The organism is Rhodanobacter sp. Col0626, from assembly GCF_049994385.1.
Lineage (GTDB): Bacteria > Pseudomonadota > Gammaproteobacteria > Xanthomonadales > Rhodanobacteraceae > Rhodanobacter.
In genome coordinates this window covers 1,782,012-1,808,929 of record NZ_CP188260.1, presented here as the reverse complement: position 1 = coordinate 1,808,929, position 26,918 = coordinate 1,782,012, and the positions used below count along the sequence as shown (strand labels likewise).

The following is a 26,918-nucleotide window of genomic DNA, read 5'->3' as shown; positions in this document are numbered from 1 at the left end:
CCTGCCGGTGGTGACGTGACTACAAACCTGATCCGCGAGTTCTTCGAATCTTCCCAACTCGCAGGCGGCAACGCCGACTACGTCGAATCGCTCTACGACGCCTGGTTGGCCGACACCTCGTCGGTGCCCGCCGAATGGGCCAGCTACTTTGAAACCTTCAAGGGCCGCGAGTCGGGCGATGTTTCCCACCTCGCGGCCATTTCGCGTATCGAGGCGGCGCAAAGGCAGCGCCACAACGGCAACGCCGCCGTACCGATGAGCGACGAACATGCGCGCAAGCAGGCTGGCGTGTTGCGCCTGCTCACCGCCTATCGCTCGCGCGGCCATCTCGCCGCCGATCTCGATCCGCTCGGCTTGACCGAAAAAATGCCGGCACCGGACCTGGGCCTGGCCTTTCACGGCCTCTCCGATGCCGACCTCGACACCGAATTCGATACCGGCAACTACGCCGGCGGCGGCCAGCGCCTGAAACTGCGCGAGCTGCTGACCCGCCTGCAGAAAACCTACGCCAGCACCGTCGGCGCGGAATTCATGCACATCAGCAACCATGAACAGCGCAACTGGATCTACAGCCGGCTCGAACAGCAGGCCGGCCAGAGTGGCCTGGACAAGGCCGGCAAGCAGCGCGTGCTGGACGGCCTCACCGCAGCCGAGGGGCTGGAACGCTACCTGCACACGAAGTACGTCGGCCAGAAGCGATTCTCGCTGGAAGGCGGCGACAGCCTGATCCCGATGCTCGACGACGTCGTGCGCGAAGCTGGCGACAACGGCATCAAGGAGCTGGTGATCGGCATGGCCCACCGCGGCCGCCTCAACGTGCTGGTCAACATTCTGGGCAAGCCGCCGAAGACCCTGTTCGACGAGTTCGAGGGCAAGTTCGAGCATCCGGACGACCCGGCGCATTCGGGCGACGTGAAGTACCACATGGGCTTCTCCGCCGACGTCAAGACGCCCAAGGGTGGCGTGCACGTGGCGCTGGCGTTCAACCCGTCGCACCTGGAAATCGTCAACCCGGTGGTCACCGGCTCGGTGCACGCGCGCCAGACCCGACGCCGCGATACCGCGCATACGCAATCCTTGGCCGTTCTTATCCACGGCGACGCCGCCTTCGCTGGCCAGGGCGTCAACATGGAACTGCTGAACATGTCGCAGGCCCGCGGTTTCAAGATCGGCGGCAGCCTGCACATCGTGATCAACAACCAGGTCGGCTTCACCACCTCCAATCCGCAGGACGCGCGTTCCACCATGTATTGCACCGACCTGGCCAAGATGGTCAACGCGCCGGTGCTGCATGTGAATGGCGACGACCCGGAAGCGGTGATCGCGGTGACCCGCCTCGCCTACGCCTTCCGCAAGCAGTTCCGTCGTGACGTGGTGATCGACCTGGTCTGCTACCGCCGCCACGGCCACAACGAAGCGGACGAGCCGGCCGCTACCCAGCCGATGATGTACCAGATCATCCGCAAGCGCCCGACCACGCGCGACCTGTACCAGCAGCAGCTGGTGAAGGAAGGCGCACTCGCCGAGGGCGCGGCGCAGAAACAATTCGAAGCCTACCGCGACCGCCTGGAAGCGGGTGCGCCGATGACCGAACTGGACACCGCACCGGTACGTGACGGCCATGTCGACTGGGCCCGTTTCCTCGGCGGCAAGCTGTCCACGCCGTGCGACACCACGGTGCCGAAAAAGAAGCTGCAGGAACTGACCAGCAAGCTGCTCGACCTGCCCGCCGACCTCACGCTGCAGGCACGCGTGGCGAAAATCTACGACGATCGCCGCAAGATGGCCGCGGGCGAACTGCCGGCCGACTGGGGTTTCGCCGAGAACCTGGCCTACGCCACCCTGGTCGACGCCGGCAACGACATGCGCCTGGTTGGCCAGGATTCCGGTCGTGGCACGTTCTTCCATCGACATGCCGTGCTGCACGACCAGAAGGACGGTCATACCTACATGCCGCTGGCGACCGTGCGCGCGGGTGCCGATGTCGAGGTGATCGATTCGCTGCTCAGCGAAGAAGCCGTGATGGCCTTCGAATACGGCCACTCCACCACCGACCCGGACACGCTCAATATCTGGGAAGCCCAGTTCGGTGATTTCGCGAACGGCGCGCAAGTGGTGATCGACCAGTTCATCAGCTCCGGCGAAGCGAAGTGGAATCGGCTCTGCGGCCTGGTACTGCTGCTGCCGCATGGCTACGAAGGCCAGGGCCCGGAGCACTCCTCCGCGCGTCTCGAGCGCTTCCTGCAACTGTGCGCGTTCGACAACATGCAGGTCTGCGTGCCGACCACGCCGGCGCAGGACTTCCACATGATTCGCCGGCAGATGCTGCGCGCCGCGCGCAAGCCGTTGATCGTGATGACGCCGAAGTCGCTGCTGCGCCACAAGCTGGCGGTGTCCTCGCTGGACGAGCTGGCCAACGGGAGTTTCCAACTGGTGATCGGCGAGCATCGCGAACTGGCCGCGAAGAAGGTCAAGCGTGTCGTGCTGTGCTCCGGCAAGGTCTATTACGACCTGTTGGAAGAGGCCGGCAAACGCGAGCTGAAAGACGTTGCGATCGTGCGCGTCGAGCAGCTGTATCCATTCCCGCGCACCGAAGTCACCGCCGAACTGGACAAGTACCCTTCCGCCAAGGAGGTGATCTGGTGCCAGGAAGAACCGATGAATCAGGGTGCCTGGTTCCAGATCCGCCATCACCTGCAGGCCTGCACCGGCAGCAAGCACAGCCTGTCCTACGCTGGTCGGGCGCGCTCGCCGGCACCGGCGGCCGGTCATCTCAATACCCATAACGCCGAACAGGCAGCTCTTGTCGAACAGGCGCTCGTCGCGCCGGTCGGCACCGACCACTCTGCAGAATAAAGACCCAAGGATCCGCCATGTCCATCGAAGTCAAAGTCCCCGTCCTGCCCGAGTCGGTCTCAGACGCCACCATCGCCACCTGGCACAAGCAGGCCGGCGAGGCGGTGAAGCGCGACGAAAATCTGGTCGACCTCGAAACCGACAAGGTGGTGCTGGAAGTGCCCTCGCCGGTCGACGGCGTGTTGAAGGAAATCCGCCATCAGGTCGGCGACACGGTGAACAGCGAGCAGATCATCGCGATCATCGAGGAAGGTGCTGCAGCGACGGCGCCCGCTGCGAAGGATGAGCCGAAGGCCGCTGCTCCCGCCCCAGCTGCCTCGGCGTCGGCGCCTGCCGCTCCGAAGGCCGCGGCCAAGGGCACCGAGGATCTGTCCCCCGCCGGCCTGCGTGTCGCCACCGAGGAAAAGATCGACCCGTCCAAGGTTGCCGGCACCGGTCGCGACGGCCGCGTGACCAAGGAAGACCTGGTCAACTACGGCAAGGGCGGCAACGCCCCGGCGGCCGCCGCACCGGCCGCCAAGCCGACGCCAGGCTCGCGTCCGGAAGAACGCGTGCCGATGACCCGCATGCGCACGCGCATCGCCGAACGCCTGATGCAGTCGAAGAATTCGATCGCGATGCTCACCTCGTTCAACGAAGTGAACCTGGCTGAAGTGGTCAAGATGCGCAAGGCACTCGGCGATGCGTTCCAGAAGGAACATGGCATCAAGCTCGGCTTCATGAGCTTCTTCGTCAAGGCCGCCGCCGAGGCGCTGAAGCGCTATCCGTTCGTCAACGCATCGGTCGATGGCAACGACGTGATCTACCACGGCTATCAGGACATCTCGATCGCCGTGTCCACCGACAAGGGCCTGGTCACGCCCGTGCTGCGCGACGTGCAGGACATGAGCTTCGCCGATGTCGAACAGGGTATCGCCGAATACGCCACCAAGGCGCGCGCCAACAAGCTGACGCTGGACGACCTGCAGGGCGGCACGTTCACCATCACGAATGGTGGAACGTTTGGATCGCTGTTGTCCACGCCGATCGTCAACCCGCCGCAGAGCGCCATCCTCGGCATGCACACGATCAAGGAACGCCCGATCGTCGAGAACGGCCAGATCATCGCCGCACCGATGATGTACATCGCGCTCAGCTACGACCACCGCATCATCGACGGCAAGGACGCGGTGCTGTTCCTGGTCGACATCAAGAACCAGCTTGAAAACCCGCAAAGGATGTTGCTCGGCCTGTAAGCCGGGCACCATCCGGGATTCGGAATTGGGGATTCGTGAAAACGTCGCCCTCTTCCGCTCTTCCGAATCCCCAATCTCCAATCCCGAATCCCGTGAGCGAATGCAATGAGCGAAAAATACGATGTCATCGTCATCGGCGGCGGCCCCGCCGGCTACCACGCTGCGATCCGCGCCGCGCAACTGGGCCTGAAAACCGCCGTGGTCGATGCCTGGGCCGGCAAGGACGGCAAGGCGGCGCTGGGCGGCACCTGCCTCAACGTGGGCTGCATTCCGTCCAAGGCGTTGCTCGATTCGTCCAAGCAGTTCTACAACATCGCGCACAACCTGCCGGTCCATGGCATCACCGTGGAGAACGCCAAGGTTGACCTCGGTGTCTTCATCGGTCGCAAGGACAAGATCGTCAAACAGTTCACCGGCGGCGTCGACCAGCTGTTCAAGGCCAACAAGATCACCAGCTTCTTCGGCAAGGGCAAGCTGCTCGGCTCCAAGTCGGGCGGTAACAACCAGGTCGAGATCACCGGCAACGACGGGAACAAGCAGATCCTTGCCGCCACCAACGTGATCCTGGCCTCCGGTTCGGTGCCGATCGAGCTGCCGTTCGCCAAGTTCGATGGCAAGAACATCATCGACAACGCTGGCGCACTGGACATCGACAAGGTGCCGAAAACGCTGGGCGTGATCGGCGCCGGCGTCATCGGCCTCGAGCTGGGCAGCGTGTGGAACCGGCTCGGCGCGAAGGTCACCATCCTCGAGGCATTGCCCGATTTCCTCGGCACCGCCGACGCGGACATCGCCAAGGTCGCGCAGCGCGAGTTCAAGAAGCAGGGCCTGGACATCAAGCTCGGCGCCAAGCTGGGCAAGGCCGATGTGAAGAAGGACGGCGTCCACCTCACCTATTCCGACAAGGATGGCGAACAATCCCTCGTCGTCGACAAGCTGCTGGTTGCCGTGGGCCGCCGCGCCTACACCGACGGCCTGCTGGCCGACGACACCGGCGTGAAACTCGACGAGCGTGGCCGCATCGTGGTCGACGAGCATTGTCACACGGGTGTGGACGGCGTCTGGGCGGTCGGCGATGCCGTACGCGGCCCGATGCTGGCGCACAAGGGTTTCGAGGAAGGCATGGCAGTCGCCGAGTGGATCGCCGGCAAGGCCGGCCACGTCAACTACGACACCATTCCCTGGGTGATCTACACCGAGCCGGAAATTGCCTGGGCCGGCAAGACCGAGAAGCAGCTGAAGGAAGAAGGCGTGCCGTACAAGATCGGCAGCTTCCCGTTCGCCGCGATCGGCCGCGCCGTCGCGATGAACGAGGCCATCGGCCAGGTCAAGATGATTGCCCACGCGGAAACCGACCGCATCCTTGGCGTGCACATGGTCGGCCCGGGCGTTTCCGAGCTGATTGCCGAGTGCGTGGTGGCGATGGAATTCAAGGGTTCCGCCGAGGACATGGCGCGCATCATCCACGCCCATCCGACGCTGTCCGAGGCCGTGCACGAAGCCGCCCTGTCGGTCGACAAGCGCGCTATCCACAAGGGTAACTGAAGTCCATTGCAAGGCCATCCGACGGCCCGCTCGTGGCAACATGGGCGGGCCGTTTCTTTTGAACTCAACCCAGGCGAACCCATGCCCCAACCCACCGCCATCTGCGTCTACTGCGGCTCCAGCAGCGGCAGGCATCCCGAGTACGCCGAACAGGCGCGTGCCTTCGGCACCGAGATGGCCCGACGTGGCATCGCATTGGTCTACGGTGGCGGCAAGGTCGGCCTGATGGGTACCGTGGCCGACGCCGTGCTGGCGGGTGGCGGCAAGGTCATCGGCGTCATCCCGCGCCAGCTGGTGGAGCTGGAGGTGGCGCATCCGGGTCTGACCGAACTGGTGGTCGTCGAGACCATGCACCAGCGCAAGACGCGCATGTATGAATTGTCCGAGGCCTTCGTCGCCCTGCCCGGCGGCTTCGGCACCATGGACGAAATGTTCGAGATGCTGACCTGGGCCCAGCTCGGCCTGCACCGTTATCCCTGCGCCTTCCTCGACGTGCGCGGCTACTACCGCGACCTGCGCACGATGATGGAGCACATGGTCGATGAGCGTTTCGTGCGCCCGGAGCAGCGCGACAACATCTGGTTCGGCGACAGCATGGTCGAACTGTTCGACTGGATGCAGGCCTACGAAGGCAGCTACATCCCCAAGTGGATCGACACCAGCAGCGTCAGTGCCTGAACGACCGTCACAGGACATCGAGATGACCATCTTCCGTGCCTTTCGCATCAACAACGACGACAACGGTCATCGCGCCGGCATCGAAGACATGGATGCCGGCACGTTGTCGCCCGGCGAAGTGCTGATCAAGGTCGCGTACTCTTCGGTCAACTACAAGGACGCCCTTGCCGGCACCGGCAAGGGCCGGATCCTGCGCACGTATCCACTCAATGGCGGTATCGACGTGGCCGGTCACGTGGTGGCGTCGACCGACCCGGCGTTCCGTGAAGGCGATGCAGTGCTTTGCACCGGTAGCGGCCTGTCGGAAACGCGCGATGGCGGCTACGGCGAGTACGCACGGCTCGATGCGCGCTGGACGATCCCCCTGCCCTCCGGCCTCAGCCTGCGCGAGAGCATGATCATCGGCACCGCCGGCTTCACCGCGGCGCTGGCGTTGTTGCGCATGGGGGATAATCGGCAGGCACCGGCATTGGGCCCGATTGCGGTCACCGGCGCCAGCGGTGGCGTCGGCATGCTGGCGATCGACATCTTCAGCCGCGCCGGTTACCAGGTGCATGCGATCAGCGGCAAGGCCGATCGTTTCGAATTCCTGCGCGACCTCGGCGCCGCCGATTGCATCGATCGTCACCAGCTGGCCTTCAGCGGAAAGCCGATGGATTCCGCACGTTTCGGCGGCGCGCTGGACAATGTCGGCGGGACGATGCTGGCAGGCCTGCTCCCATTGATCGAACCGTATGGCAACGTGGCCATCTGCGGCAATGCCGGTGGCATCGAATTCGACAGTACGGTGATGCCATTCATCATCCGCGGCGCGAGCCTGCTCGGCATCGCCTCGGCCGGCACCGCCCGTGACATCCGCGACACCATCTGGCAGCACCTCGCCAGCGACTGGAAACCACGACACCTGACACGCATCGTCACGCGCGAAATCGGCCTCGATGAACTGCCCGCAGTCTTCACGCGCATGCTCGCCGGCGACTCATTCGGGCGTACGCTGGTACGCATCGACGACACGGTTTGACCAAACCGCGCTTGGAAGTACCGCCGCCACGGCTTAGAATCAACGAAACTCGCAGGGGACTTTTACCTTATGGCACGCATCCTGATCGTCGACGACTCCCCCTCGCAATTGCTTGGCATCAAGCGGATCGTCGAAAAACTCGGGCATGAAACTCTTTCCGCCGAGGATGGTGCCGCCGGCGTGGAAGTGGCGAAACAGGAAATGCCCGACCTGATCCTGATGGACGTGGTCATGCCCAACCTCAATGGTTTCCAGGCGACCCGCACGATCAGCAAGAATGCCGACACCGCGCACATCCCGATCATCCTGGTGACCACCAAGGATCAGGAAACCGACAAGGTCTGGGGCATGCGCCAGGGTGCCAAGGCCTATGTGACCAAACCCATCAAGGAAGAGGAACTGGTCAAGGCATTGAACGAGTTCCTGCCGAGCTGAGTCACGTCGTTCAGTTCAAGAAAAAACGGCGCTCACAGGCGCCGTTTTTCGTTTCGGGAATGGCAGACCGGCGCTTAGCGGCGCGGATCGTAATCCTTGAAGTGTTCGCGCAACGCCTCGTAAGCTGCGCGCTGCTCGTCGCTATCGGGTGCCGGAACCCGGATCGACAGCTCCACCAGCTGGTCTCCCGGATGGGCGCCGGGCATGCCGCGTCCCTTCAGGCGCAACTTCCGGCCCGACTGCGAACCCGCCGGAATACGCAGATCGACCGTACCGGCCAGCGTCGGCACCGACACGCTGGCGCCAAGTGCAGCCTCCCACGGGGCGATCGGCAACACATGCACCACGTTGCGTCCGTCCAGACGAAAACGCACATCGTCGCGAACACCCACCTCGAGCAACAGGTCGCCACGGGGTCCACCGGCCATGCCTGGCTGGCCCTGGCCGGATAGGCGGATCACCTGGCCGGGCTGGATGCCCGCGGGAATCTTCACCTCCAGTACCCGCTCGCCACCGGCCGGATCATGCATCGCCAACCGCGTGCGACCGCCATCGAACGCGGTTTGCAAATCGATCTGCACCGAGGCCTGCACATCCTGGCCACGACGCGGCCGCGGCTGGCCACGCTGGCCGCCGGCGGCACCACGACCGAACAGACTTTCGAAGAAGTCGCTGAAATCGCCGTCGTCGCCACCGCCGAAGCCCTGCTGGCCCTGCCATCCGGGCGGCGGCCGGAATTGTTCACCCTGACGGTAGCCGCCGGCGCGCAATTGATCGTAGGAACGCCGCTTTTCGGCGTCCTTGAGTACTTCGTTGGCCTCGTTGACGGCCTTGAATTTGTCCTCGGCGCCGGCTTCCTTGTTCTTGTCCGGGTGGTATTTGCGCGCCAGCTTGCGATAAGCCACCTTGATCTCGGCTTCGCTCGCATCGGGCTTGACACCCAGGATCTCGTAATAATCTTTGAATTCCACTCACCACTCCCCGGCTCACGCAAAACCCGCGGCAGACTACGTCGTCTGCCACGGGACATACTCCACTCAGGCCATGCCTCAGTGGCTGGCGTTGATGGTAATGCGTCGCGGCGTGGCTTGTACCTTCTTCGGTATCACGATCTCCAGCACACCCAATTTGCCGTTCGCCGTGATGCCTTCGGCATCGGCACTGTCCGGCAAGGCAAAGCGACGGTGGAATGCGCCGTGTGCACGCTCGACCCGGGTGAATCGGGAACCGGACTCGGTACTACCCACCTCACGCTCGCCCTTGATGGCCAGGATGCCCTTGTCCATGCTGATCTCGATCTGCGCCGGATCCACGCCGGGGATGTCGGCCAGGATCGTAAAATGTTGCTCATCCTCGCGAATGTCCACCCGTGGTGCCCACTGATCGGTGACGCCGTTGGAGGCATCATTGTCCTGCGGCTGCAGGAAGCGATCGAACGCCTGACGGATTTCATCGGGCAGGCTGTTGCCCGTATTCCAGATGCCATGACGACCCAGATTCATCGTGTGTCTCCTCGAATGCATGTGCGGTCCATTACCGCCTGCCACAGAAAATAGGTGCTGTCGCTGATGATTCAAGGCGACACGCTACTGCCGGGCGATTTAGCATGGCGTGTTCCCTTCCTTCCATCCGAGATCCGTGCATGAGCATCCAGCCTGGCGACACGATTCCCGATACCGCCATTCAGGTCATCGATGACGGCATCAAACCGCAGCAGACCGGCGCATTGTTCGCCGACCGGAATGTGCTGCTGTTCGGCGTCCCTGGCGCATTCACACCGACCTGCTCGAACAAGCACCTGCCCGGTTACTCGAAACATTTTGCCGAGTTCCAGCAACGAGGCATCAGCATCATGTGCCTCGCGGTCAACGACGCGTACGTGATGCAAGCATGGGCAGCTTCGCAACAGACGCCCGCTGGCCTGCTGATGCTGGCTGACGGCAACGGCATTTTCACGCGCGCACTCGGGCTGGAGCTTGACGGTACCGCCTTCGGCATGGGCCTGCGCGCGCGCCGGTTTGCGCTGTACGCGGAGAGTGGCGTCGCACGCCTGGTCCAGGTCGAGGCGCCCGGCGAATTCCGCGTCTCCAGCGCCGAAGCAATGTTGGCGGCGATCGGGCGGTGATGAATGCCATCGCTGCCTTGGCCCTCGAAAACGCGCCTTGGGGTTGATAGTCATCAAATGAAACCTATGAGTTTCAATATGATACCTATAGGTTCTACGATGATCCCGGTCGCAACCTGCCGAAGGATCAGGCATGCGAAATATCGATGACCAGACTGACAGGCTGGTAAGGAACGAGCGCCGCGGAGTGTGGCTGGCACTGGTCGTTGTCCTGGCACTGGCAGCGACGCTTGCTCTGGGCAGTGACACCCGACGTGCATTGCTGCTGGCATTGGCCATTGGCATCGTGTTTGCCGTCACCTGCCTCAGCCAGCAACGACTTCGTGGCCCGAAGGAAGCCTTGCGGGCAAGACATGAGGTCGTGTTGCACGATGAATTGCGCCAGGCAGCGATCACGCATGCGTACAAATGGGCGTTTTTCGCGGTGCTGGGAGCCTTGGCCTCGTTCTGCCTGATGAGCACCGTCATGACGATCGCCCTGCCCGGACAAATGGTGGCAGCATTGACCGTTGCCCTGGGTGCGACCGCCTTCCTCGCCGTCTTTCTGCTACACGACCGGGAGTAACACATGGAAGGAGAACGGCTGGTCAATCGCCTGAAAGTCGTGCGCGCCGAGAAGAATCTGACCCAGGGTGCCTTGGCTGAGCTGATCGGCACGGCCCGCAAGTCGATCAATGCGATCGAAATGGAGCGGATGGTTCCATCCACGTTGCTGGCACTCAAGCTCGCCCGTGCCCTGGACACGGCTGTCGAGCAACTCTTTCGTCTGGCCGACCCGCGATCCTGATTCCATCGATACAGCGCGGAGTCTGCAAATCCGTTCGCACCAACAAAAAACCCCGACATCGTCGGGGTTTTTTGTTTCAACTTTGGACCGGTTTCACTCTTCGGTTGCCGGCGGATCGATGACCGACGCGTCACCATCGCCGTCGGTCGGAACCGGCGTTTCGGTGAGTCCGTTCTCATCGCCATTCTCCTCTTCCGCCTCCAACCGCATCACGCTGACCAGCGTCTCGTCGGCGGGCAGGCGGATCAGGGTAACGCCCTGGGTATTGCGGCCGAGCTGCGAGACTTCCGCCACACGGGTACGCACCAGCGTGCCCTTGTCGGAAATCAACATCAGTTCGTGCGCCTCGGTGACCTGCACCGCGGCGACCAGCGCGCCGTTGCGCGCAGAGCACTGGATGCCGATAACTCCCTGGGTGCCACGGCCTTTCTTGGTGAACTCGACCAGCTGCGTACGTTTGCCGTAGCCGCGTTCGGTTGCGGTGAGGATGTCACCCTCCGCCGCCACGATCAGCGAAACCACATGTGCGCCTTCGGCCAGCCGCATGCCGCGCACGCCGGCGGCGGTACGACCCATCGAACGCACGGTGTTCTCGTCGAAACGATTGACCTTGCCGTTGGAGGCGAACAGCAGGATATCGCTGTTGCCATCGGTCATTTCGACATTGACCAGTGCATCGCCGTCGTGCAGCTTGATCGCCAGCTTGCCTTTCTGCAGCTGGAAAGCGAACTCGTTCAACGGGGTCTTCTTGACCGTGCCGTGCTCGGTCGCGAAGAATACGAAACGGTCCTCGCTGTATTCGCGGATCGGCAATACCGCCTGCACCTTCTCGCCCTCGCCCAGCGGCAACAGGTTGATGATCGGTTTGCCACGTGCACCCGGGCCCGCCTCCGGAATCTGGTAGACCTTGAGCCAGTAGACACGGCCGGTGCTGGTGAAGGTGAGCAGGGTGTCGTGCGTGTTGACCACCCACAACTGCTCGACCACATCCTCGTCCTTCAGCGCGGACGCCGAACGCCCCTTGCCGCCGCGCTTCTGCGATCGGTAGGTGCTGGCTGGCTGGCGCTTGACGTAGCCGGTGTGTGACAGGGTAACCACCATGTCTTCCGGCGCGATCAGGTCGAGGACGTTGAGGTCTTCCTGCGAATGCTGGATTTCGGTGCGGCGGGCATCGCCGAACTCCTCCTTGACCGCCTCGAGCTCGCCGCGAATCACTTCGAGCAGGCGATCCGGATTCTCCAGGATCTCGATCAGGCCGCGGATGGTTTCGAGAATCTGGCGGTATTCGTCGGAGAGCTTTTCCTGCTCCAGCCCGGTCAGGCGATGCAGGCGCATGGCCAGGATTTCCAGCGCCTGCGCTTCGGACAACTGGTAACCGTCGTCCTTCAGGCCATCGCGCGGGTCCATTTCTTCCGGCCGCGATGCTTCTGCTCCGGTGGCCGAGAGCAAGGCGCGCACCAGACCGGCTTCCCAGCGACGCGACACCATGCGCTCGCGCGCTTCGGCCGGTGACGACGAGGTCTTGATCAGTTCGATCATCTCGTCGATGTTGGCCAGTGCGACAGTCAGGCCTTCAAGGATATGCGCGCGAGCGCGTGCCTTGCGCAGCTCGAAAATCGTACGGCGGGTAACCACTTCGCGACGGTGGCGGATGAACGCCTCGAGGATGTCCTTGAGGTTCAGCAGGCGCGGCTGGCCATCCAGCAGCGCGACCATGTTGATGCCGAACGTCACCTGCATCTGGGTCTGCTGGAACAGGTTGTTCAGCACTACATCGCCCATGGAATCCTTGCGGATTTCGATGACGATGCGCATGCCGTCCTTGTCGGACTCGTCGCGCAGTTCGCTGATGCCTTCGAGCTTCTTTTCCTTGACCAGCTCGGCGATCTTCTCGATCAGCCTCGCTTTGTTCACCTGGTATGGCAGCTCGTGGACGATGATCGTCTCGCGGCCATTCGCCTCGGTCTCCACCTCGGCCCTGGCGCGCACCAGGATGCGGCCACGACCGGTGCGGTAGGCCTCGATGATGCCGGACGAACCGTTGATGATGCCGTAGGTCGGAAAATCCGGACCCGGGATGTAGTGCATCAGCTCGTCGATCGAGAGCGCGGGCTCGTCGATCAACGCGATGGTCGCCGCGATCACCTCGTTGAGATTGTGCGGCGGGATGTTGGTGGCCATGCCGACCGCGATGCCGGCCGAACCATTCACCAGCAGGTTCGGCACGCGTGCCGGCAACACCAGCGGCTCGTGCTCGCTCTCATCGTAGTTCGGACCGAAGTCGACGGTTTCCTTGTCGATGTCGGCCAGCAGCTCGTGCGTAAGCCGCGACATGCGAACTTCGGTGTAACGCATCGCGGCGGCATTGTCGCCGTCGACGGAACCGAAGTTGCCCTGGCCGTCGACCAGCAGATAGCGCAACGAGAATGGCTGCGCCATGCGCACGATCGCGTCATACACCGACTGATCGCCATGCGGATGGTATTTACCGATCACGTCACCGACCACGCGGGCCGACTTCTTGTACGGTTTGTTCCACACGTTACCCAGTTCATTCATCGCGAAAAGAACGCGGCGATGCACGGGTTTCAGACCATCACGGACATCCGGGAGAGCGCGGCCCACGATCACGCTCATGGCGTAATCGAGATAGCTCTGGCGCATCTCGTCTTCGATGTTGACGCGAATGATTTCTTTGGCGAGTTCTGCCATGAATCTTCATTTCCCTGATGACGTAGAAGGACGCTGGCACCGCGTCTCAAGCGCGTACGCGAGCGACCCGAAATCAACCTGTGGAGTGTACCATGAAAGGCACTAAAAAGACAGGATTTACCTTTTTCGAATCAATCACTTACAGCATCACCTCGGGGCACCGGAAAAGCACCCCGCGGGCTGTCGAAAAATTGACCAGCGCCGCCACCACGGAACCGCTCGCAACGCGCGCCGCTGGCCGGCAAAGCAGACCCGGGAAATTCAACATCCGCAGCGCGTATACGCCGCCACGGAGCTGCCGAACGCGAACGGCGGCGAGATCGTCGTGATCGCTTCAGCCACCGAACATCGCCTGCATCGCCATGCTGTTGGGCCGCTCGATCACGCCACGCTCCGTCACGATCGCATCGATCAGTTCCGCTGGAGCCACATCGAACACGGGGTTCCACGCCTGCGCGCCTTCGACCACGGTTCGCGTGCCGGCGGTGCTCAGCAACTCGCCCGGATCGCGCAGTTCGATCTCGATTTCCTCGCCGCTGCCGGTGGCCATGTCGACCGTCGAGGACGGTGCCACCACCATGAATTTCACGCCGTGAAATTTCGCCGTGATCGCCAGCTGGTACGTACCGATCTTGTTCGCGGTATCGCCGTTGGCGGCGATTCGATCCGCTCCCACGATCACCCATTGCACCGCACCGGATTTCATCAGGTGGGCCGCGGCGGAGTCGGCGATCAGCTGCGCGGGAATGCCATCGCGCACCAGTTCCCACATGGTCAGCCTGGCCCCTTGCTGCCACGGTCGGGTTTCGCCGGCATAGACCCTGGCGATGCGGCCTGTCGCCACGCCCGCACGGATCACGCCCAGCGCAGTGCCGTAACCAGCCGTGGCCAGCGAGCCGGTATTGCAATGGGTCATCACGCCCGAGCCGGGCATGATCAGCGAGGCGCCAAGTTCACCCATATGCCTGTTGGCGGCCAGGTCCTCATCCTGGATCGCCTGTGCCTCGCGCAGCAGTGCGTCGGCATCGGCACCCGCCGCGATGCGTTTCTTCATCCGGTCCAGCGCCCACATCAGATTCACCGCCGTGGGCCGGGCCGCGCGCAGGGAAGCCAGCGCCGGTTCCAGCGATGCGTTCTGTTGTGCCGCCATCGCCACGCCCCAGGCTGCAGCAATGCCGATGGCCGGAGCACCACGAACCGCCAGATCGCGGATCGCGCGGGTTACCTGCTCCGCATCGCGGCAGTCGATCCAGCGCTCTTCGCCGGGCAACAGGCGTTGATCGAGCAGGCGCAGGTGGTCGCCCTGCCACTGCACCGCGCGGATGGAGTCATGGTTTTCGGATGGCTTGGTCATTTGCGCATTATCGCCGAAGCGAGGTGCGGCCAACGATATCCGGGTTGCCGTTCATGAACGCTTTCCACCAGCAACGTTGCCGCGCGGGAGGCTCGACAAGCTCTCCTCAAGGTGCCTCGGGGATCACCAGCCACAGGATCAGGTACAGCAGGATGCCGGATCCGCCCAGCAAGGTGAGCACGATCCAGGCAACCCGTACCAGGGTCGGATCCCAGCCAAAATATTCGGCAACGCCGGCGCAGATACCAGCCACGGTTCGGTTGTTGCGGGAGCGGAGCAAGCGTTTATCGGTATTCACTGATCTGTTCCATGCTGAAGACGGTCAATCACGCGCGCGCAGCCATTGATGAATCGCCGGCGGCACCTCGCGCTGCGCCCGGCCGGACACGTAGATGCCGATATGGCCACCCTTGAACGCGAGCTGGGTGTAGTCGGTGGTGCCGACGTGTTTGCCCAGCGCGCGCGAAGCGTCCGGCGGCACCAGGTGGTCATGCTCGGCGAAGATGTTCAACACCGGCTGGGTGATCATACCCAGATCCACCGCCTGGCCGCCGATCGACAGCGTGCCCTTGATCAGTTTGTTGCCTTGGTAGAAATCTTTGATGAACTGGCGAAACGCCTCGCCAGCCTGGTCGGGCGAATCGAAAATCCAGCGCTCCATGCGCAGGAAATTCTCCAGTTCGGTCGGGTTGTCGAGAATATCGACCATGCCAATGTACTTTTGCTGATTGAGCCGCACCGGTTTCAGCGTGAGGTAGACGTAGTTCATCAATCCAGCGGGAATATTACCCATGGTGTCGACGAACAGGTCCACGTCCATGCTGCGGCACCAGTGCGACAACATGTTGTCCGGCGTGTGGAAATCCACCGGAGTGACCATGGTGATCAGGTTTTTTACCTTGTCTGCGTGCAGCGCGGTGTAAGACAGCGAGAACGCGCCACCCTGGCAGATGCCAAGCAGGTTGATCGCATCGAGATCGTGTCGTTTGCGCACGGCATCGACGCAACGATCGAGATAGCCATTGATGTAATCGTCCAGGGTCAGCCAGCGGTCGGCGCCGTCGGGATAGCCCCAATCGATCAGGTAGACGTCCTCGCCCTGCTCCAGCAGGTTGCGCACCATCGAGCGGTCGGCCTGCAGATCGGTCATCCACACGGTATTGACCAGGGCGTAGACGATCAGCAGCGGGGTCTTCGAAGTGGCCTTGCCGTGGCCGGTGAAGTGCCACACTTTCAGCTTGTCTTCGCTGTAGACCAGCTCGCGCGGCGTGTTCGCGTATTCGGGCTCGCGCATGTTGCGCAGGTTGCCCATGCCGGCAGCTAACTTGCGCTGGAACGTTGCGATGTCGCTCAGGGCCCTGGTCGGGTCGATGCGCAATGGCGTGTACATGGCGACGTCTCCTTACTTGCGCTTGCGCGGACTGGTGCGGGACTGGGATGCAACCTTGGGCTTGGCCTTGCTGGCCACTGTCGCACGCGCACCCTTCGCAGGGGCCTTCGAAACGGACTTCTTTACGGCTGAAGTCGACGGTTTGGCGGGAGCAGTCTTCTTCGTTGCCGGCGTCGTCGAGCCACTGGCTATCTGACGCTTCAGCGCGGCCAGTTCGCGGCGAAGCGCCATGATCTCGTCGGCGTGATCTTCGGCTGCCGGCGCCTGGCTGGCCCGGAACTCCCGGCGCAAGGCCTGCAACCGTTCGCCAAGACTGGACACCTCGGTGCGTGTCGGCACCCCGAGCTGCTGACACATTTGCTCGGTCTGTTGTTGTTGCATCTGCCGCACGCGCATCTGCGTGTCGATCATCTCGGCGTAGACCTCGCGGAACTCGTCCGACATCGCTATCTCGGCATAAGCCTCTTCGGCTGCATCCACCCACAAGTCGTACAGCGCCTTCAGCGAATCGATCTGGCGACCCGGCTCGGCATGCTGAGCCAGCTTGTCCTGCAAGCGTTGCACACCTTGTTGATTGGCACGCTGGATCAGCGCCTGGTAACGCGCCGACGCCTGCAACGAGGCCAGCATCGCGGTGCTCATGGCTTGCTGCTGCATCTGCTGCTCGCGGTTCAATCCGAACGCCGGACTCGGCCCGTGCGCACCTGGCAGATCGCCGAAACCACTGTGCTGTGCGGCCTGCATCCATGACTGCCATTGCCGGGAGAAGCCGTCCGCACCGGCGCCGTCGATGCCGCCGAACGCTTGCACAAACGGCTGGCTGGTGCCACCGAACAACTGTTGCAACTGTTGGCGCCAATCCGCCGGCTGGGCCGAGGCACCGCCGGCGGCCACGCCCTGCATCCAGTCGAAATACCCCTTCAGTCCAGCGAGCGTGCGTTCCAGCGTGTCGTTGCCGGAGGGCGGTGCCGGTGGCGGTGTAAAAAACGGATTGGCGACAGGCTGAGGCTGCTGTTGTTGCAGTTGCCGCGTCCAGGCGTCCCAGGATTGCTGCGCCAGGGCCTGATAATCCCTGATGAAATCGTTCGCCGGGTCGGCCATCGGTGCGTCCTCATGCATGGTTCCTGCATCCTAGCAAAAACGTGTTGCACAAAATCACCGGCTCCATAACGCACAAGGCCCGGCATGAGCCGGGCCTTGTGCTATCGCGTTGCCATCAAATCAGGCATTGGCACCGCTTGCGCGCTCTTCCTCGGTCACCGCCTTCATCGACAGGCGAATACGGCCCTGCTTGTCGACTTCGAGCACCTTGACCTTGACGATGTCGCCTTCCTTGAGCTTGTCGGACACCTTCTCGACACGCTCATCGGAGATCTGCGACACATGCACCAGACCATCCTTGCCCGGCATGATCGTGACGAATGCACCGAAATCCATCAGCTTGGCAACCTTGCCCTCGTAGATGCGCCCCGGCTCGACGTCGGAAACGATCTGCTCGATGCGCTTCTTCGCCGCTTCGCCTGCCTCGCGATTGACCGAGCCGACGATGATGGTGCCGTCGTCGCTGATGTCGATCGTGGTGCCGGTCTCTTCGGTGATCGAACGGATCGTGGCGCCGCCCTTGCCGATCACTTCGCGGATCTTGTCCGGGTGGATCTTGATGGTGATCAGGCGCGGGGCGTACTCGCTCATTTCCGTGCGGGCCGTGGTGAGCGCCTTGCTCATCTCGCCCAGGATATGCAGGCGACCACGCTTGGCCTGTTCCAGCGCCACCTTCATGATCTCTTCGGTGATGCCGTCGATCTTGATGTCCATCTGCAACGCGGAAATGCCATCGGCGCTACCGGCCACCTTGAAGTCCATGTCGCCGAGATGATCCTCGTCGCCCAGGATGTCGGACAGCACGACGAAGTCGCTGCCTTCCTTGACCAGACCCATCGCAATACCGGCCACCGGTGCTTTCAGCGGCACGCCGGCATCCATCATGGCCAGCGAGGAGCCGCACACGGAAGCCATCGACGAGGAACCGTTGGACTCGGTGATTTCCGAGACCACGCGCACCACGTACGGGAATTCCTCGATCGTCGGCTTGACCGCCTGCACGCCGCGCTTGGCGAGACGGCCGTGGCCGATCTCGCGACGCTTCGGCGCACCGAAACGGCCAGCCTCACCCACCGAGAACGGCGGGAAGTTGTAATGGAACAGGAACGGATCCTTCGACTCGCCACCGGGCGCATCGATGATCTGCGCATCACGCGTAGTACCCAGCGTGATCACGACCAGCGCCTGCGTCTCGCCGCGGGTGAACAGCGCCGAGCCGTGGGTGCGCGGCAGCACGCCGACACGAGCGGTGATCGCACGAACGTCGTCGAGCTGCCGACCGTCGATACGCACCTTGGTCTTCAGCACGCTGTCGCGCATCGTGTGGTACTCGAGTTCCTCGAATTCCTTGGCCATCGCGGCAGACGACCAGCCATTCTCTTCGGCCTGCGCCTTGAGCCCGGTCAGCACGTCGACCTTGATGGCGGAAATCGCGTCACGACGCTCCAGCTTGTCGCGCACCTGGAACGCTTCGGCGAGCTGGTTGCCGACCGCGCCATTGACGGCGGCGACCAGCGACTCGTTGCGTGCCGGCGCCTTCCAGTCCCACGACGGCTTGCCAGTTTCGGTGGCCAGCTCGGCGATCGCGCGGATCGCGGTCTGCATCTGCTGGTGGCCGAACATCACGGCGCCCAGCATCACGTCCTCGGACAGCAGCTTCGCTTCCGATTCCACCATCAGCACGGCACCGGTGGTGCCGGCAACGACCAGGTCCAGTTCGGAGGTCTTCAGCTCGGTGGCCGACGGGTTCAGCAGGTATTTGCCGTTCGCGTAACCGACGCGGGCAGCGCCGATCGGGCCCTTGAACGGGATGCCGGCCAGGCTCAGCGCAGCCGAAGCGCCGAGCAGCGCGACGATGTCGCCATCGACTTCCGGATTCAGCGAGACGACCTGTGCAATGACCTGCACTTCGTTCTTGAAGTCTTCCGGGAACAGCGGGCGCACCGGGCGATCGATCAGGCGCGAGGTCAGCGTCTCCTTCTCGGTCGGACGGCCTTCACGCTTGAAGAAACCGCCGGGAATGCGGCCGGCAGAGTAGAACTTCTCGACGTAGTCGACGGTGAGCGGGAAGAAATCCTGGCCTTCCTTCTGCTTGGTCGCTGCCACAGCGGTGACCAGCACCACGGTGCCGCCCATGCTGGCCATGACCGCACCGGATGCCTGGCGGGCAATTTCGCCCGTCTCCAGTGTGACTTCGTGATTACCGTACTGGAATGACTTGGTTACTTTTGCCACGTGATTGATTCCTGATCTGATTGAGAAGTGCGCCCGAAAACCGGGCGCCTCTTGATCTTTGCGTTCACGAATGAACGCGCGCGGATCAGCGACGTAGGCCGAGGCGCTCGATCAGGGTCTGGTAACGCGCAAGGTCGCGATCCTTCAGATAGCTGAGCAGGCGCTTGCGCTGGTTGACCAGCTTCAGCAGGCCACGGCGGGAGTGGTGGTCCTGCTTGTGTTCCTTGAAGTGGCCGGTGAGGTGATCGATGCGGGCGGACAGCAGGGCCACCTGGACTTCGGTCGAGCCAGTGTCGTTCGGCACGCGGCCGAAATCAGCAATGATCTTGCCGGTCTGTTCTGCGTTAAGAGACATGGGTATACGTTTCCTTGAAAGGCGATGCGAAGCTTGCGCAACGTCACCGCGATGACGTTGCGCAAGCTTCGCCTAGTTGAATGAAAGCGTTGAAATAACTTGTCTATTCTACTTGATGGGAGCGCTGTTACAACACGTGTGGAGCGCTCCGCGGGAACAATTCCGTCACTCGGGCGGCAAGTTGAAGCCGCGCAGGATGCACGCGCGCCCCTCGGCATCCGGCTCCAGCAGCGCCAACAGCGCGCCGTCACTGGAATATGCCGCGCAGCGCCCAGCCGATGGCAGACCGGGCAGCATGATCTGCTGACCGCGTGAAATGGCCATGCTCTGCGCTTCATCGAGCCGCAGGACCGGCAAATCGGACAACCCTGCCGATACCGGCAGCAGCCATGCCAGCAGGGCTTCATCACCCTGCTCTGCCGCCTGCTGCAACTGCTCCAGCGTCACCATGCGCGGCTCACGAAACGGCTCGACCCAGGTCCGGCGCAGTGCCGTCAGGTGCGCGCCGCAGCCGAGATCCTGGCCCAGGTCCAGCGCCAGCGACCGCACGTAGGTGCCCGAACCGCATTCCACCAGCAGCTTCAACGTGTCTCCGTCGCGTGCCAGCAGATCCAGTCGGTAGACATCCACCTCGCGCGCCGGCACCTCCACGGTTTCACCGCGGCGAGCTTTTGCATACAGCCGCTCGCCGTCCTGCTTCAGCGCCGAATACATCGGGGGGACCTGCAGAATGCGACCGCGCAGCTTGACCAGCGCCGTCTCGATCGCTGCATCATCAAGCTCGGGTACCGGACATTGCTGAACAACCTCGCCCTCGCTGTCGGCGGTATCGGTGATGATGCCGAGCCGGCACTCGGCCAGATAGGCCTTGCGCGCGCCTAGCAGGCTACCGGCGAGTTTGGTTGCCTCGCCAAAACACAGCGGCAGCAGGCCGGTGGCCAGGGGATCGAGGGCTCCGGTATGGCCACCCTTGGCCGCACGCAACAGCTTCCGTACAGCCTGCAACGCCTGGTTGGAACTCAGCCCCAACGGCTTGTCGAGCAATACGATGCCGTGCAGGTCACGCCACCGGGTGCGCGGTTGACGATTCATCGAGTCAGTCATGCCCCATATCGCGGTTCAATCCTGCTTGTCGCCGTCCGGCGAGGTCAGGTCGCGAGCCTGCTGGCGCAGCAGCGATTCGATGCGCTCGCCCTTGTCCACCGAATCGTCGTATTTGAATTTCAGTTCCGGCACCCTGCGCATGCGCATGCCGCTATGCGCCAGCGAATGACGAATTTCGTGGCTCATCCCGTTGAGTTCCTTCACCGCCGGCAAGCCCTGTTCGGGCATCAGCGCGGTGACCCACACGGTTGCCCAATCGAGGTCACGGGTGATTTCCACATCCGACACACTGACCGACGGAAGTCCGTGATCGCGTACGGCCGCGTGCACCAGCAAGCCAAGCTCGCGGCGCAATTCGGCCCCAATGCGGTCGGTACGTTTGAAGTCACGGGAGGGCATGCAAAAAGCTCCGAAGGACAATTTCTCTTCTCCCCTTGGGAGAAGGTGCCCCCGAAGGGGCGGATGAGGGTTCCCGACCCTGAGTGAACTCTGCGCCGGGAAAGTTGCGCAAGCCGTGAACCCTCACCCCAACCCCTCTCCCGGTGGGAGAGGGGCTCAAGATCAAAGCGTGCGTGCCACTTCGGTGCGTTCGAAGCACTCGATCTGGTCGCCCGGCTTGACGTCGTTGTACTGCTTCACGGCAATGCCGCATTCCATGCCGTTGCGCACTTCGTCGACCAGTTCCTTGAAGCGGCGCAGCGATTCCAGCTCGCCTTCGAAGATGACCACGTTGTCGCGCAACACGCGGATCGGCTTGCTGCGCTTGACCGTGCCTTCGGTAACCATGCAACCGGCCACGGCACCGAACTTGGAGCTGCGGAACACGTCGCGGACTTCGGCGGTACCGATGATGTCCTCACGCACTTCCATGCCGAGCAGGCCGGTCGCCGCCTGGGTGACCTGGTCGATCACGTCATAGATGATCGAGAAGTAGCGCACGTCCAGGCCGGCGGTTTCGATCACCTTGCGGGCCGAGCCATCGGCACGCACGTTGAAGCCGATGATCAGCGCCTTCGAGGCCGCCGCCAGGGTGGCGTCGGATTCGTTGATGCCACCGACGCCGGACGAGACCACATTCACCCTGACCCGCTCGTTGCCGATCTGGGTCAGCGACTCGCGCAATGCCTCGACCGAGCCCTGCACATCGCCCTTGACCAGGATATTGAGCGTCTGCTGCTCCACACCCTGGCCCATCTTGGCGATGATGTCCTCAAGCCGGTTGCTCTTGCTGACCATGCGCGTTTCGCGACGCTTGAGCTCACGTTCCTGCGCCACTTCACGGGCCAGGCGCTCGTCCTCGACACAGACGAAATCGTCACCGGTTTCCGGCACGCCGGACAAGCCGAGCACCTGCACCGGGATCGACGGACCGGCTTCGAGCACCTGCTTGCCGGTTTCGTCGATCAGCGCGCGCATGCGGCCGTATTCGATACCGCAGACCACGAAATCGCCCTTGCGCAACGTACCCTGCTGCACCAGCACGGTGGCCACCGGACCGCGACCACGATCCAGACTGGATTCGATCACCACGCCGGAGGCGCGGCCATCAGCCACGGCCCTGAGCTCCATCACCTCGGCCTGCACCGAGATCGCGTCGAGCAGATCCTCGACACCTGCACCGGTCTTGGCCGATACCGGAATGAACTGGACGTCGCCGCCCCAGTCTTCCGGCACCACTTCGTACTGCACCAGCCCCTGCTTGACGTTGTCGGGGTTGGCGCCTTCCTTGTCCATCTTGTTGACCGCGACGATCAGCGGCACCTTGGCGGCGCGCGCATGCTTCACCGCTTCTACCGTCTGCGGCATGACGCCGTCATCGGCCGCCACCACCAGGATCACGATGTCGGTCGACTGCGCGCCACGGGCACGCATCGAGGTGAACGCCGCATGGCCGGGCGTATCCAGGAAGGTGATCACGCCCTTCGACGTTTCCACGTGGTACGCGCCGATGTGCTGGGTGATGCCGCCGGCTTCGCCCGAGGCGACCTTGGTACGGCGGATGTAATCGAGCAGCGAGGTCTTGCCGTGATCGACGTGGCCCATGATGGTCACTACCGGCGGGCGCGTGACTTTCTCGCCTTCCAGTTCGACGTTCTGGGTATGCGCCGCCAACGTTTCCTCGGCGTTGTTCTGGTTGTCGGCAACCGGCATATGGCCGAGCTCCTCGACCACCAGTATCGCGGTATCGTGATCGATGGTCTGGTTGATGGTCGCCATCACGCCCATCTTGAACAACGCCTTGACCACCTCGGAACCCTTGACCGCCATCTTCTGGGCCAGCTCGGCGACGACGTTGGCATCACCCACCACCACTTCTCGCACCACCGGCGCGGTCGGGCGCGAAAAACCGTGCGGGCCGGTCGGCGTGTTGCTGTTGCCGCGCGACAACATCTCGCGACCGCTGCTGCGGCCGGGCTTGCCACGCTTGTTGCTGGAAGAGCGGCGGGCGCGATCGGCCTCGCTCAAATGCATCTGGCCGCCGGCGAAACGCTTGCCGGCGCTATCGCGACCGTCCTTGCTACCGGCGGCGCCGCCCGCGCTGTCGTTGCGCTCACGGGCATGCTTGGGTTTGTTGCGGCTGGCATCGCCGGCGGCGGAGGCCGGTGCAGGCGCACCTGCCGCGACCGGCGGGCGTGCGGCTGGCGGGGCTGCCGGTGCAGCAGCGGGCGCAGCCACGACGACCGGCTTGACCAGCTTTTCGCGCTTGCGCGGCTCGTGGATGCGCGGCAGGATCATGCCCAGATCGCGCTGGTCGATGCGCTGAACCGATCCGGTGACATCGTCGCTGGCGCTCGCCGGGACAACCTCGGGAGCTGCTTCCGGCGCTGACTCGACCTTTTCGGGCACGACCGGCTCGACGCGGCTGACTGCAGCAGCCTCACTCTGTTCTTTTTCTTCCTGGCGCCGTTGCGCTTCATCGGCGCGCTGTTGCGCTTCCGTCTGGCGGCGCTGTTCAGTCTCGATCCGCTCGCGATCTTCCTGCTCACGCTGCTGCTGGGATTCCTGCAGCTTGCGCACGGCGTCCTCGCGCTCGGGCTCGGCGCTGGCTTCCTCGGCGATCACGCTACGTTTGACGTAGGTGCGCTTGGCACGCACTTCGACATTGACGGTCTTGGCGCTGCCCACGGCACCGCGTCCACCCGGAGTGGCCACCTTCAGTTCGCCCACCGTGCGGCGCTTGAGGGTGATCTGGCGTGGCGCACTGTCATCGACCTCGGCGGCAGTTTCGCTCTTGCCGTGCGTGCGGCGCAGGAAGCCCAGCAGCTTCACCTTCTCGGTGCTGCTGATGACCTGCTCCTGATCGGAGAATTTCATGCCTGCCTCGCCGAGCTGCGTCAGCAGCTTGTCGACCGGCATACCCAGTACCTGGGCGAGTTGTTTGATCGTGACGTCCGACATCGTGTTCTTTGCTCCGCCGTTCCCGCGCTTATCGTTTGTGCGACATGGTCCACGCCGCCAACTTCATTCGTACTGAAAGGCTCCGTAAAGCCCTTCTCGGCACACCCGTCCAGGGTGCCACCGTCCGCGGTTAGCCGCCCTTCTCCAGTCGCGCGATCATCGGCGCACGCGCGGCCATGATGAGTGCTGCAGCACGCTCTTCGTTCATGCCTTCGATATCGATCAGGTCGTCCACCGCCAGGTCAGCCAGATCGTCGACCGTGCTTACTTCACGAGCGGCCAATGCAAAGGCCGTCGTTTCATCCATGCCCTCCAGTGCCAGCAGCTCTTCGGACGGCTGATGCTCATCGACGCCCTCTTCCACCGCCAGTGCCTCGGTCAGCAGCGCATCGCGGGCACGGGCACGCAGTTCCTCGACGATATCTTCGTCGAAGCCCTCGACCGCCAGCAGTTCGGCGCTGGGCACATAGGCGATTTCCTCGACGCTGGAGAAACCCTCCTGCACAAGGATAACGGCAATTTCCTGATCCACTTCGAGCTTGTCCATGAACAGCTGGCGCGCGGCCTCCTGCTCGGACTCGCTCTTGGCGGTGACCTGATCCTGGGTCATCACATTGAGCTGCCAACCGGTCAGCTTGCTGGCCAGGCGCACGTTCTGGCCGCCGCGACCGATCGCCTGGGACAGCTTGTCCTCGGCTACCGCAATGTCCATCGAATGCTTTTCCTCGTCCATGATGATGGACTGCACTTCGGCCGGCGCCATCGCGTTGATCACGAACTGGGCCTGGTTTTCGTGCCACAGGATGATGTCGACGCGCTCGCCGTTCAGGTCATTGGACACCGCCTGCACGCGTGAGCCGCGCATGCCGATGCAGGCGCCGATCGGATCGGTGCGGCTGTCATGCGCCAGCACGGCGATCTTGGCGCGATCGCCCGGATCGCGAGCGCAGCCCTTGATCTCGACCAGGCCCTGGCCGACTTCCGGCACTTCCAGCTTGAACAGCTCGATCATGAACTCCGGCGCCGCGCGCGACACGAACAGCTGTGGACCGCGAGCCTCGGAGCGCACTTCATACAGGTAACCGCGCACACGGTCGCCGACACGGGCCGATTCGCGCGGAATCGTCTTGTCACGCGGAATGAACGCCTCGGCATTGCTGCCCAGGTCGAGGTAGATGTTGCCGCGCTCGACGCGCTTGACGATACCGGTGACCAGTTCGCCGATGCGATCGGCAAACGCATCGACCACCTGCTGGCGCTCGGCTTCGCGCACGCGCTGCACGATCACCTGCTTGGCGGCCTGCGCGGCGATACGACCGAATTCGGCGTTTTCGACCTGTTGCTCGATGTATTCACCCACTTCGGCGTCGGCGCGCTCGTCCAGCGCATCCATCAGGCGCAGTTGGTAGGACGGCGACTCCATCTCGCCATCGTCGGCGATGATTTCCCAACGGCGAAAAGTCTGGTACTCGCCGGTGTCGTGATCGATCGACACGCGAACGTCAGGCTCCTCATCCGGATAGCGTTTCTTCGCAGCCGAGGCCAGTGCGGCCTCCATTGCCTCGAAAATCACTTCTTCCGGCACGCCCTTTTCATTGGCGACCGCGTCGACGACCAGCAAAAGTTCTTTGCTCATTGCAGCAACTCCGTAGGCATCCCATCCGGATACCAATGGTTGAATTGTTGTGTTCATCCCGGAACACAAAACCTGGAACGCGGCCATGGATGGCCGCATAAAAATTACGTTTTGCCGGTTGCCTTGCCGCCACGCTTGGGCTGCGGCGCATAACCAAGCGCCACCCAGTCCGGCACCACCCGCGCACTTTCCACCAGCGCGTGATCGAACTCGAATGTCTTGCCTTCGGCTTCCAACACGATGTGCTCGCCCTCCACCGACACAAGTTTGCCACGCAGGCGACGACGACCTTCCAGCGACGCCTTCAGCAGCAGCTTCACTTCCTGTCCGCTGGCCCGCGCAAACTGTGCGGCGGTGAACAGCGGTCGATCCAGGCCTGGCGAGGAAACCTCCAGCACATAGTGGCCGGGAACCGGATCCTCCACATCGAGCATGGCGGACAACTCGCGACTTGCCGTCTCGCAATCCTCGATGCCGACTTCACGTCGCTCGCCGTCGCCTGCCTCTTTGTCCAGCAAGTCCAGGTAAATACGCAGGGTACTCTGCCCGTGCGACGGGGTGAACTCCACGCCAAGGCATTCCAGACCCAGATCGGCCAGTACCTCGGTGAAGCGTTGTGCCAGTGCCTGTGTATCCATGATTCGCTTTTCCAGCTCACTCTCTCAGAACGACAGAAACAAAAAATGGGCTCCAACGGCCCATTTCCTTATCTCGCCGATGTTCCTCCTCATGCAGCTCCTTCCGGTGCACGAACCGCCAGTGGCAGTCAGCACTACGCATCCTTGCGCCCAACAAAAAAGCCTCACGAGGAGGCTTTCTTGCATCAAGAAAGATCTGGTAGCGGGGGCAGGATTCGAACCTGCGACCTTCGGGTTATGAGCCCGACGAGCTGCCAGACTGCTCCACCCCGCATCAGAGTCCGAAGAGTTTACCGGGGTGGCCGGTTTCTT

Annotated in this window: 23 protein-coding genes and 1 tRNA gene; 9 read left to right on the top strand and 15 right to left on the bottom strand. The window is 63.0% G+C overall.

The features are described 5' to 3' along the window. Positions 1-15: 15 nt before the first annotated feature. From ACPPVV_RS07590 to ACPPVV_RS07565, 6 genes are all read left to right on the top strand, one after another. Positions 16-2,856: a 2-oxoglutarate dehydrogenase E1 component gene (locus ACPPVV_RS07590; protein ID WP_426702845.1), complete on the top strand. Its 2,841-nt coding sequence runs from the start codon at positions 16-18 to the stop codon at positions 2,854-2,856. A gap of 17 nt (positions 2,857-2,873) precedes the next feature. Continuing rightward, positions 2,874-4,091, top strand: a complete 1,218-nt coding sequence (gene odhB / locus ACPPVV_RS07585) for a 2-oxoglutarate dehydrogenase complex dihydrolipoyllysine-residue succinyltransferase (protein ID WP_426702844.1) — start codon at positions 2,874-2,876, stop codon at positions 4,089-4,091. A 105-nt stretch (positions 4,092-4,196) separates the two neighbouring features. Continuing rightward, a complete protein-coding gene (gene lpdA / locus ACPPVV_RS07580; RefSeq protein ID WP_426702843.1) occupies positions 4,197-5,636 on the top strand; it encodes a dihydrolipoyl dehydrogenase in 1,440 nt (479 codons plus the stop codon). Positions 5,637-5,717: 81 nt separating this feature from the next. After that, positions 5,718-6,314, top strand: a complete 597-nt coding sequence (locus ACPPVV_RS07575) for a TIGR00730 family Rossman fold protein (protein ID WP_426702842.1) — start codon at positions 5,718-5,720, stop codon at positions 6,312-6,314. 22 nt (positions 6,315-6,336) lie between these two features. Continuing rightward, positions 6,337-7,335 carry an acryloyl-CoA reductase gene (locus ACPPVV_RS07570; protein WP_426702841.1) on the top strand — a complete coding sequence of 333 codons (999 nt, stop codon included), beginning with the start codon at positions 6,337-6,339 and terminating at the stop codon, positions 7,333-7,335. Between the two features lie 69 nt (positions 7,336-7,404). Continuing rightward, a complete protein-coding gene (locus ACPPVV_RS07565) occupies positions 7,405-7,770 on the top strand; it encodes a response regulator (RefSeq protein ID WP_426702840.1) in 366 nt (121 codons plus the stop codon). 74 nt (positions 7,771-7,844) lie between these two features. On the opposite strand, the gene ACPPVV_RS07560 is transcribed toward ACPPVV_RS07565, so the two are convergent. Continuing rightward, complete coding sequence (locus ACPPVV_RS07560; protein WP_426702839.1) at positions 7,845-8,741, bottom strand: DnaJ C-terminal domain-containing protein; 897 nt, start codon at positions 8,739-8,741, stop codon at positions 7,845-7,847. A gap of 78 nt (positions 8,742-8,819) precedes the next feature. Further along, entirely contained in the window at positions 8,820-9,272 is a 453-nt protein-coding gene (locus tag ACPPVV_RS07555) for an Hsp20/alpha crystallin family protein (RefSeq protein ID WP_426702838.1), read from the bottom strand. 140 nt (positions 9,273-9,412) lie between these two features. On the opposite strand from ACPPVV_RS07555, the gene ACPPVV_RS07550 reads away from it, so the two are divergent. The 3 genes from ACPPVV_RS07550 to ACPPVV_RS07540 all read left to right on the top strand — a co-directional run bounded on the left by ACPPVV_RS07550 (position 9,413) and on the right by ACPPVV_RS07540 (position 10,682). Further along, complete coding sequence (locus ACPPVV_RS07550) at positions 9,413-9,895, top strand: peroxiredoxin (RefSeq protein WP_426702837.1); 483 nt, start codon at positions 9,413-9,415, stop codon at positions 9,893-9,895. Positions 9,896-10,028: 133 nt separating this feature from the next. Beyond that, on the top strand, positions 10,029-10,460 hold the full coding sequence (locus tag ACPPVV_RS07545; protein ID WP_426702836.1) for a hypothetical protein: 432 nt from the start codon (positions 10,029-10,031) through the stop codon (positions 10,458-10,460). Positions 10,461-10,463: 3 nt separating this feature from the next. Further along, positions 10,464-10,682: a helix-turn-helix transcriptional regulator gene (locus tag ACPPVV_RS07540; RefSeq protein ID WP_426702835.1), complete on the top strand. Its 219-nt coding sequence runs from the start codon at positions 10,464-10,466 to the stop codon at positions 10,680-10,682. 93 nt (positions 10,683-10,775) lie between these two features. Here the strand turns inward: ACPPVV_RS07540 and gyrA are convergent, their stop codons facing one another. From gyrA to ACPPVV_RS07475, 13 genes are all read right to left on the bottom strand, one after another. Continuing rightward, on the bottom strand, positions 10,776-13,394 hold the full coding sequence (gene gyrA / locus ACPPVV_RS07535; protein ID WP_426702834.1) for a DNA gyrase subunit A: 2,619 nt from the start codon (positions 13,392-13,394) through the stop codon (positions 10,776-10,778). A gap of 334 nt (positions 13,395-13,728) precedes the next feature. Continuing rightward, on the bottom strand, positions 13,729-14,748 hold the full coding sequence (mtnA, locus tag ACPPVV_RS07530; RefSeq protein WP_426702833.1) for an S-methyl-5-thioribose-1-phosphate isomerase: 1,020 nt from the start codon (positions 14,746-14,748) through the stop codon (positions 13,729-13,731). A 106-nt stretch (positions 14,749-14,854) separates the two neighbouring features. Then, positions 14,855-15,028 (bottom strand): PspC domain-containing protein, encoded by a 174-nt coding sequence (locus tag ACPPVV_RS07525; protein ID WP_426702832.1) that lies wholly within the window; start codon positions 15,026-15,028, stop codon positions 14,855-14,857. A 42-nt stretch (positions 15,029-15,070) separates the two neighbouring features. Beyond that, the gene (locus tag ACPPVV_RS07520) at positions 15,071-16,138 is read right to left on the bottom strand and encodes a class III poly(R)-hydroxyalkanoic acid synthase subunit PhaC (RefSeq protein WP_426702831.1); all 1,068 of its coding nucleotides are present in this window, start codon (positions 16,136-16,138) and stop codon (positions 15,071-15,073) included. A gap of 12 nt (positions 16,139-16,150) precedes the next feature. Next, positions 16,151-17,257 carry a poly(R)-hydroxyalkanoic acid synthase subunit PhaE gene (locus ACPPVV_RS07515; RefSeq protein WP_426702830.1) on the bottom strand — a complete coding sequence of 369 codons (1,107 nt, stop codon included), beginning with the start codon at positions 17,255-17,257 and terminating at the stop codon, positions 16,151-16,153. Positions 17,258-17,359: 102 nt separating this feature from the next. Beyond that, entirely contained in the window at positions 17,360-19,474 is a 2,115-nt protein-coding gene (gene pnp / locus ACPPVV_RS07510) for a polyribonucleotide nucleotidyltransferase (RefSeq protein WP_426702829.1), read from the bottom strand. Between the two features lie 85 nt (positions 19,475-19,559). Next, the gene (rpsO, locus tag ACPPVV_RS07505; protein ID WP_140650979.1) at positions 19,560-19,829 is read right to left on the bottom strand and encodes a 30S ribosomal protein S15; all 270 of its coding nucleotides are present in this window, start codon (positions 19,827-19,829) and stop codon (positions 19,560-19,562) included. A gap of 165 nt (positions 19,830-19,994) precedes the next feature. Continuing rightward, positions 19,995-20,921 (bottom strand): tRNA pseudouridine(55) synthase TruB, encoded by a 927-nt coding sequence (gene truB, locus ACPPVV_RS07500; RefSeq protein ID WP_426703193.1) that lies wholly within the window; start codon positions 20,919-20,921, stop codon positions 19,995-19,997. 27 nt (positions 20,922-20,948) lie between these two features. Next, entirely contained in the window at positions 20,949-21,332 is a 384-nt protein-coding gene (rbfA, locus tag ACPPVV_RS07495; protein ID WP_426702828.1) for a 30S ribosome-binding factor RbfA, read from the bottom strand. Between the two features lie 162 nt (positions 21,333-21,494). Continuing rightward, positions 21,495-24,332, bottom strand: a complete 2,838-nt coding sequence (gene infB, locus ACPPVV_RS07490; protein WP_426702827.1) for a translation initiation factor IF-2 — start codon at positions 24,330-24,332, stop codon at positions 21,495-21,497. A 130-nt stretch (positions 24,333-24,462) separates the two neighbouring features. Beyond that, positions 24,463-25,968, bottom strand: coding sequence for a transcription termination factor NusA (gene nusA / locus ACPPVV_RS07485; protein WP_426702826.1), 1,506 nt, complete (start codon positions 25,966-25,968; stop codon positions 24,463-24,465). A 104-nt stretch (positions 25,969-26,072) separates the two neighbouring features. Further along, positions 26,073-26,606, bottom strand: coding sequence for a ribosome maturation factor RimP (gene rimP, locus ACPPVV_RS07480; RefSeq protein WP_426702825.1), 534 nt, complete (start codon positions 26,604-26,606; stop codon positions 26,073-26,075). Between the two features lie 197 nt (positions 26,607-26,803). Then, a tRNA-Met gene (locus tag ACPPVV_RS07475) sits at positions 26,804-26,880 on the bottom strand. Positions 26,881-26,918: the final 38 nt, after the last annotated feature.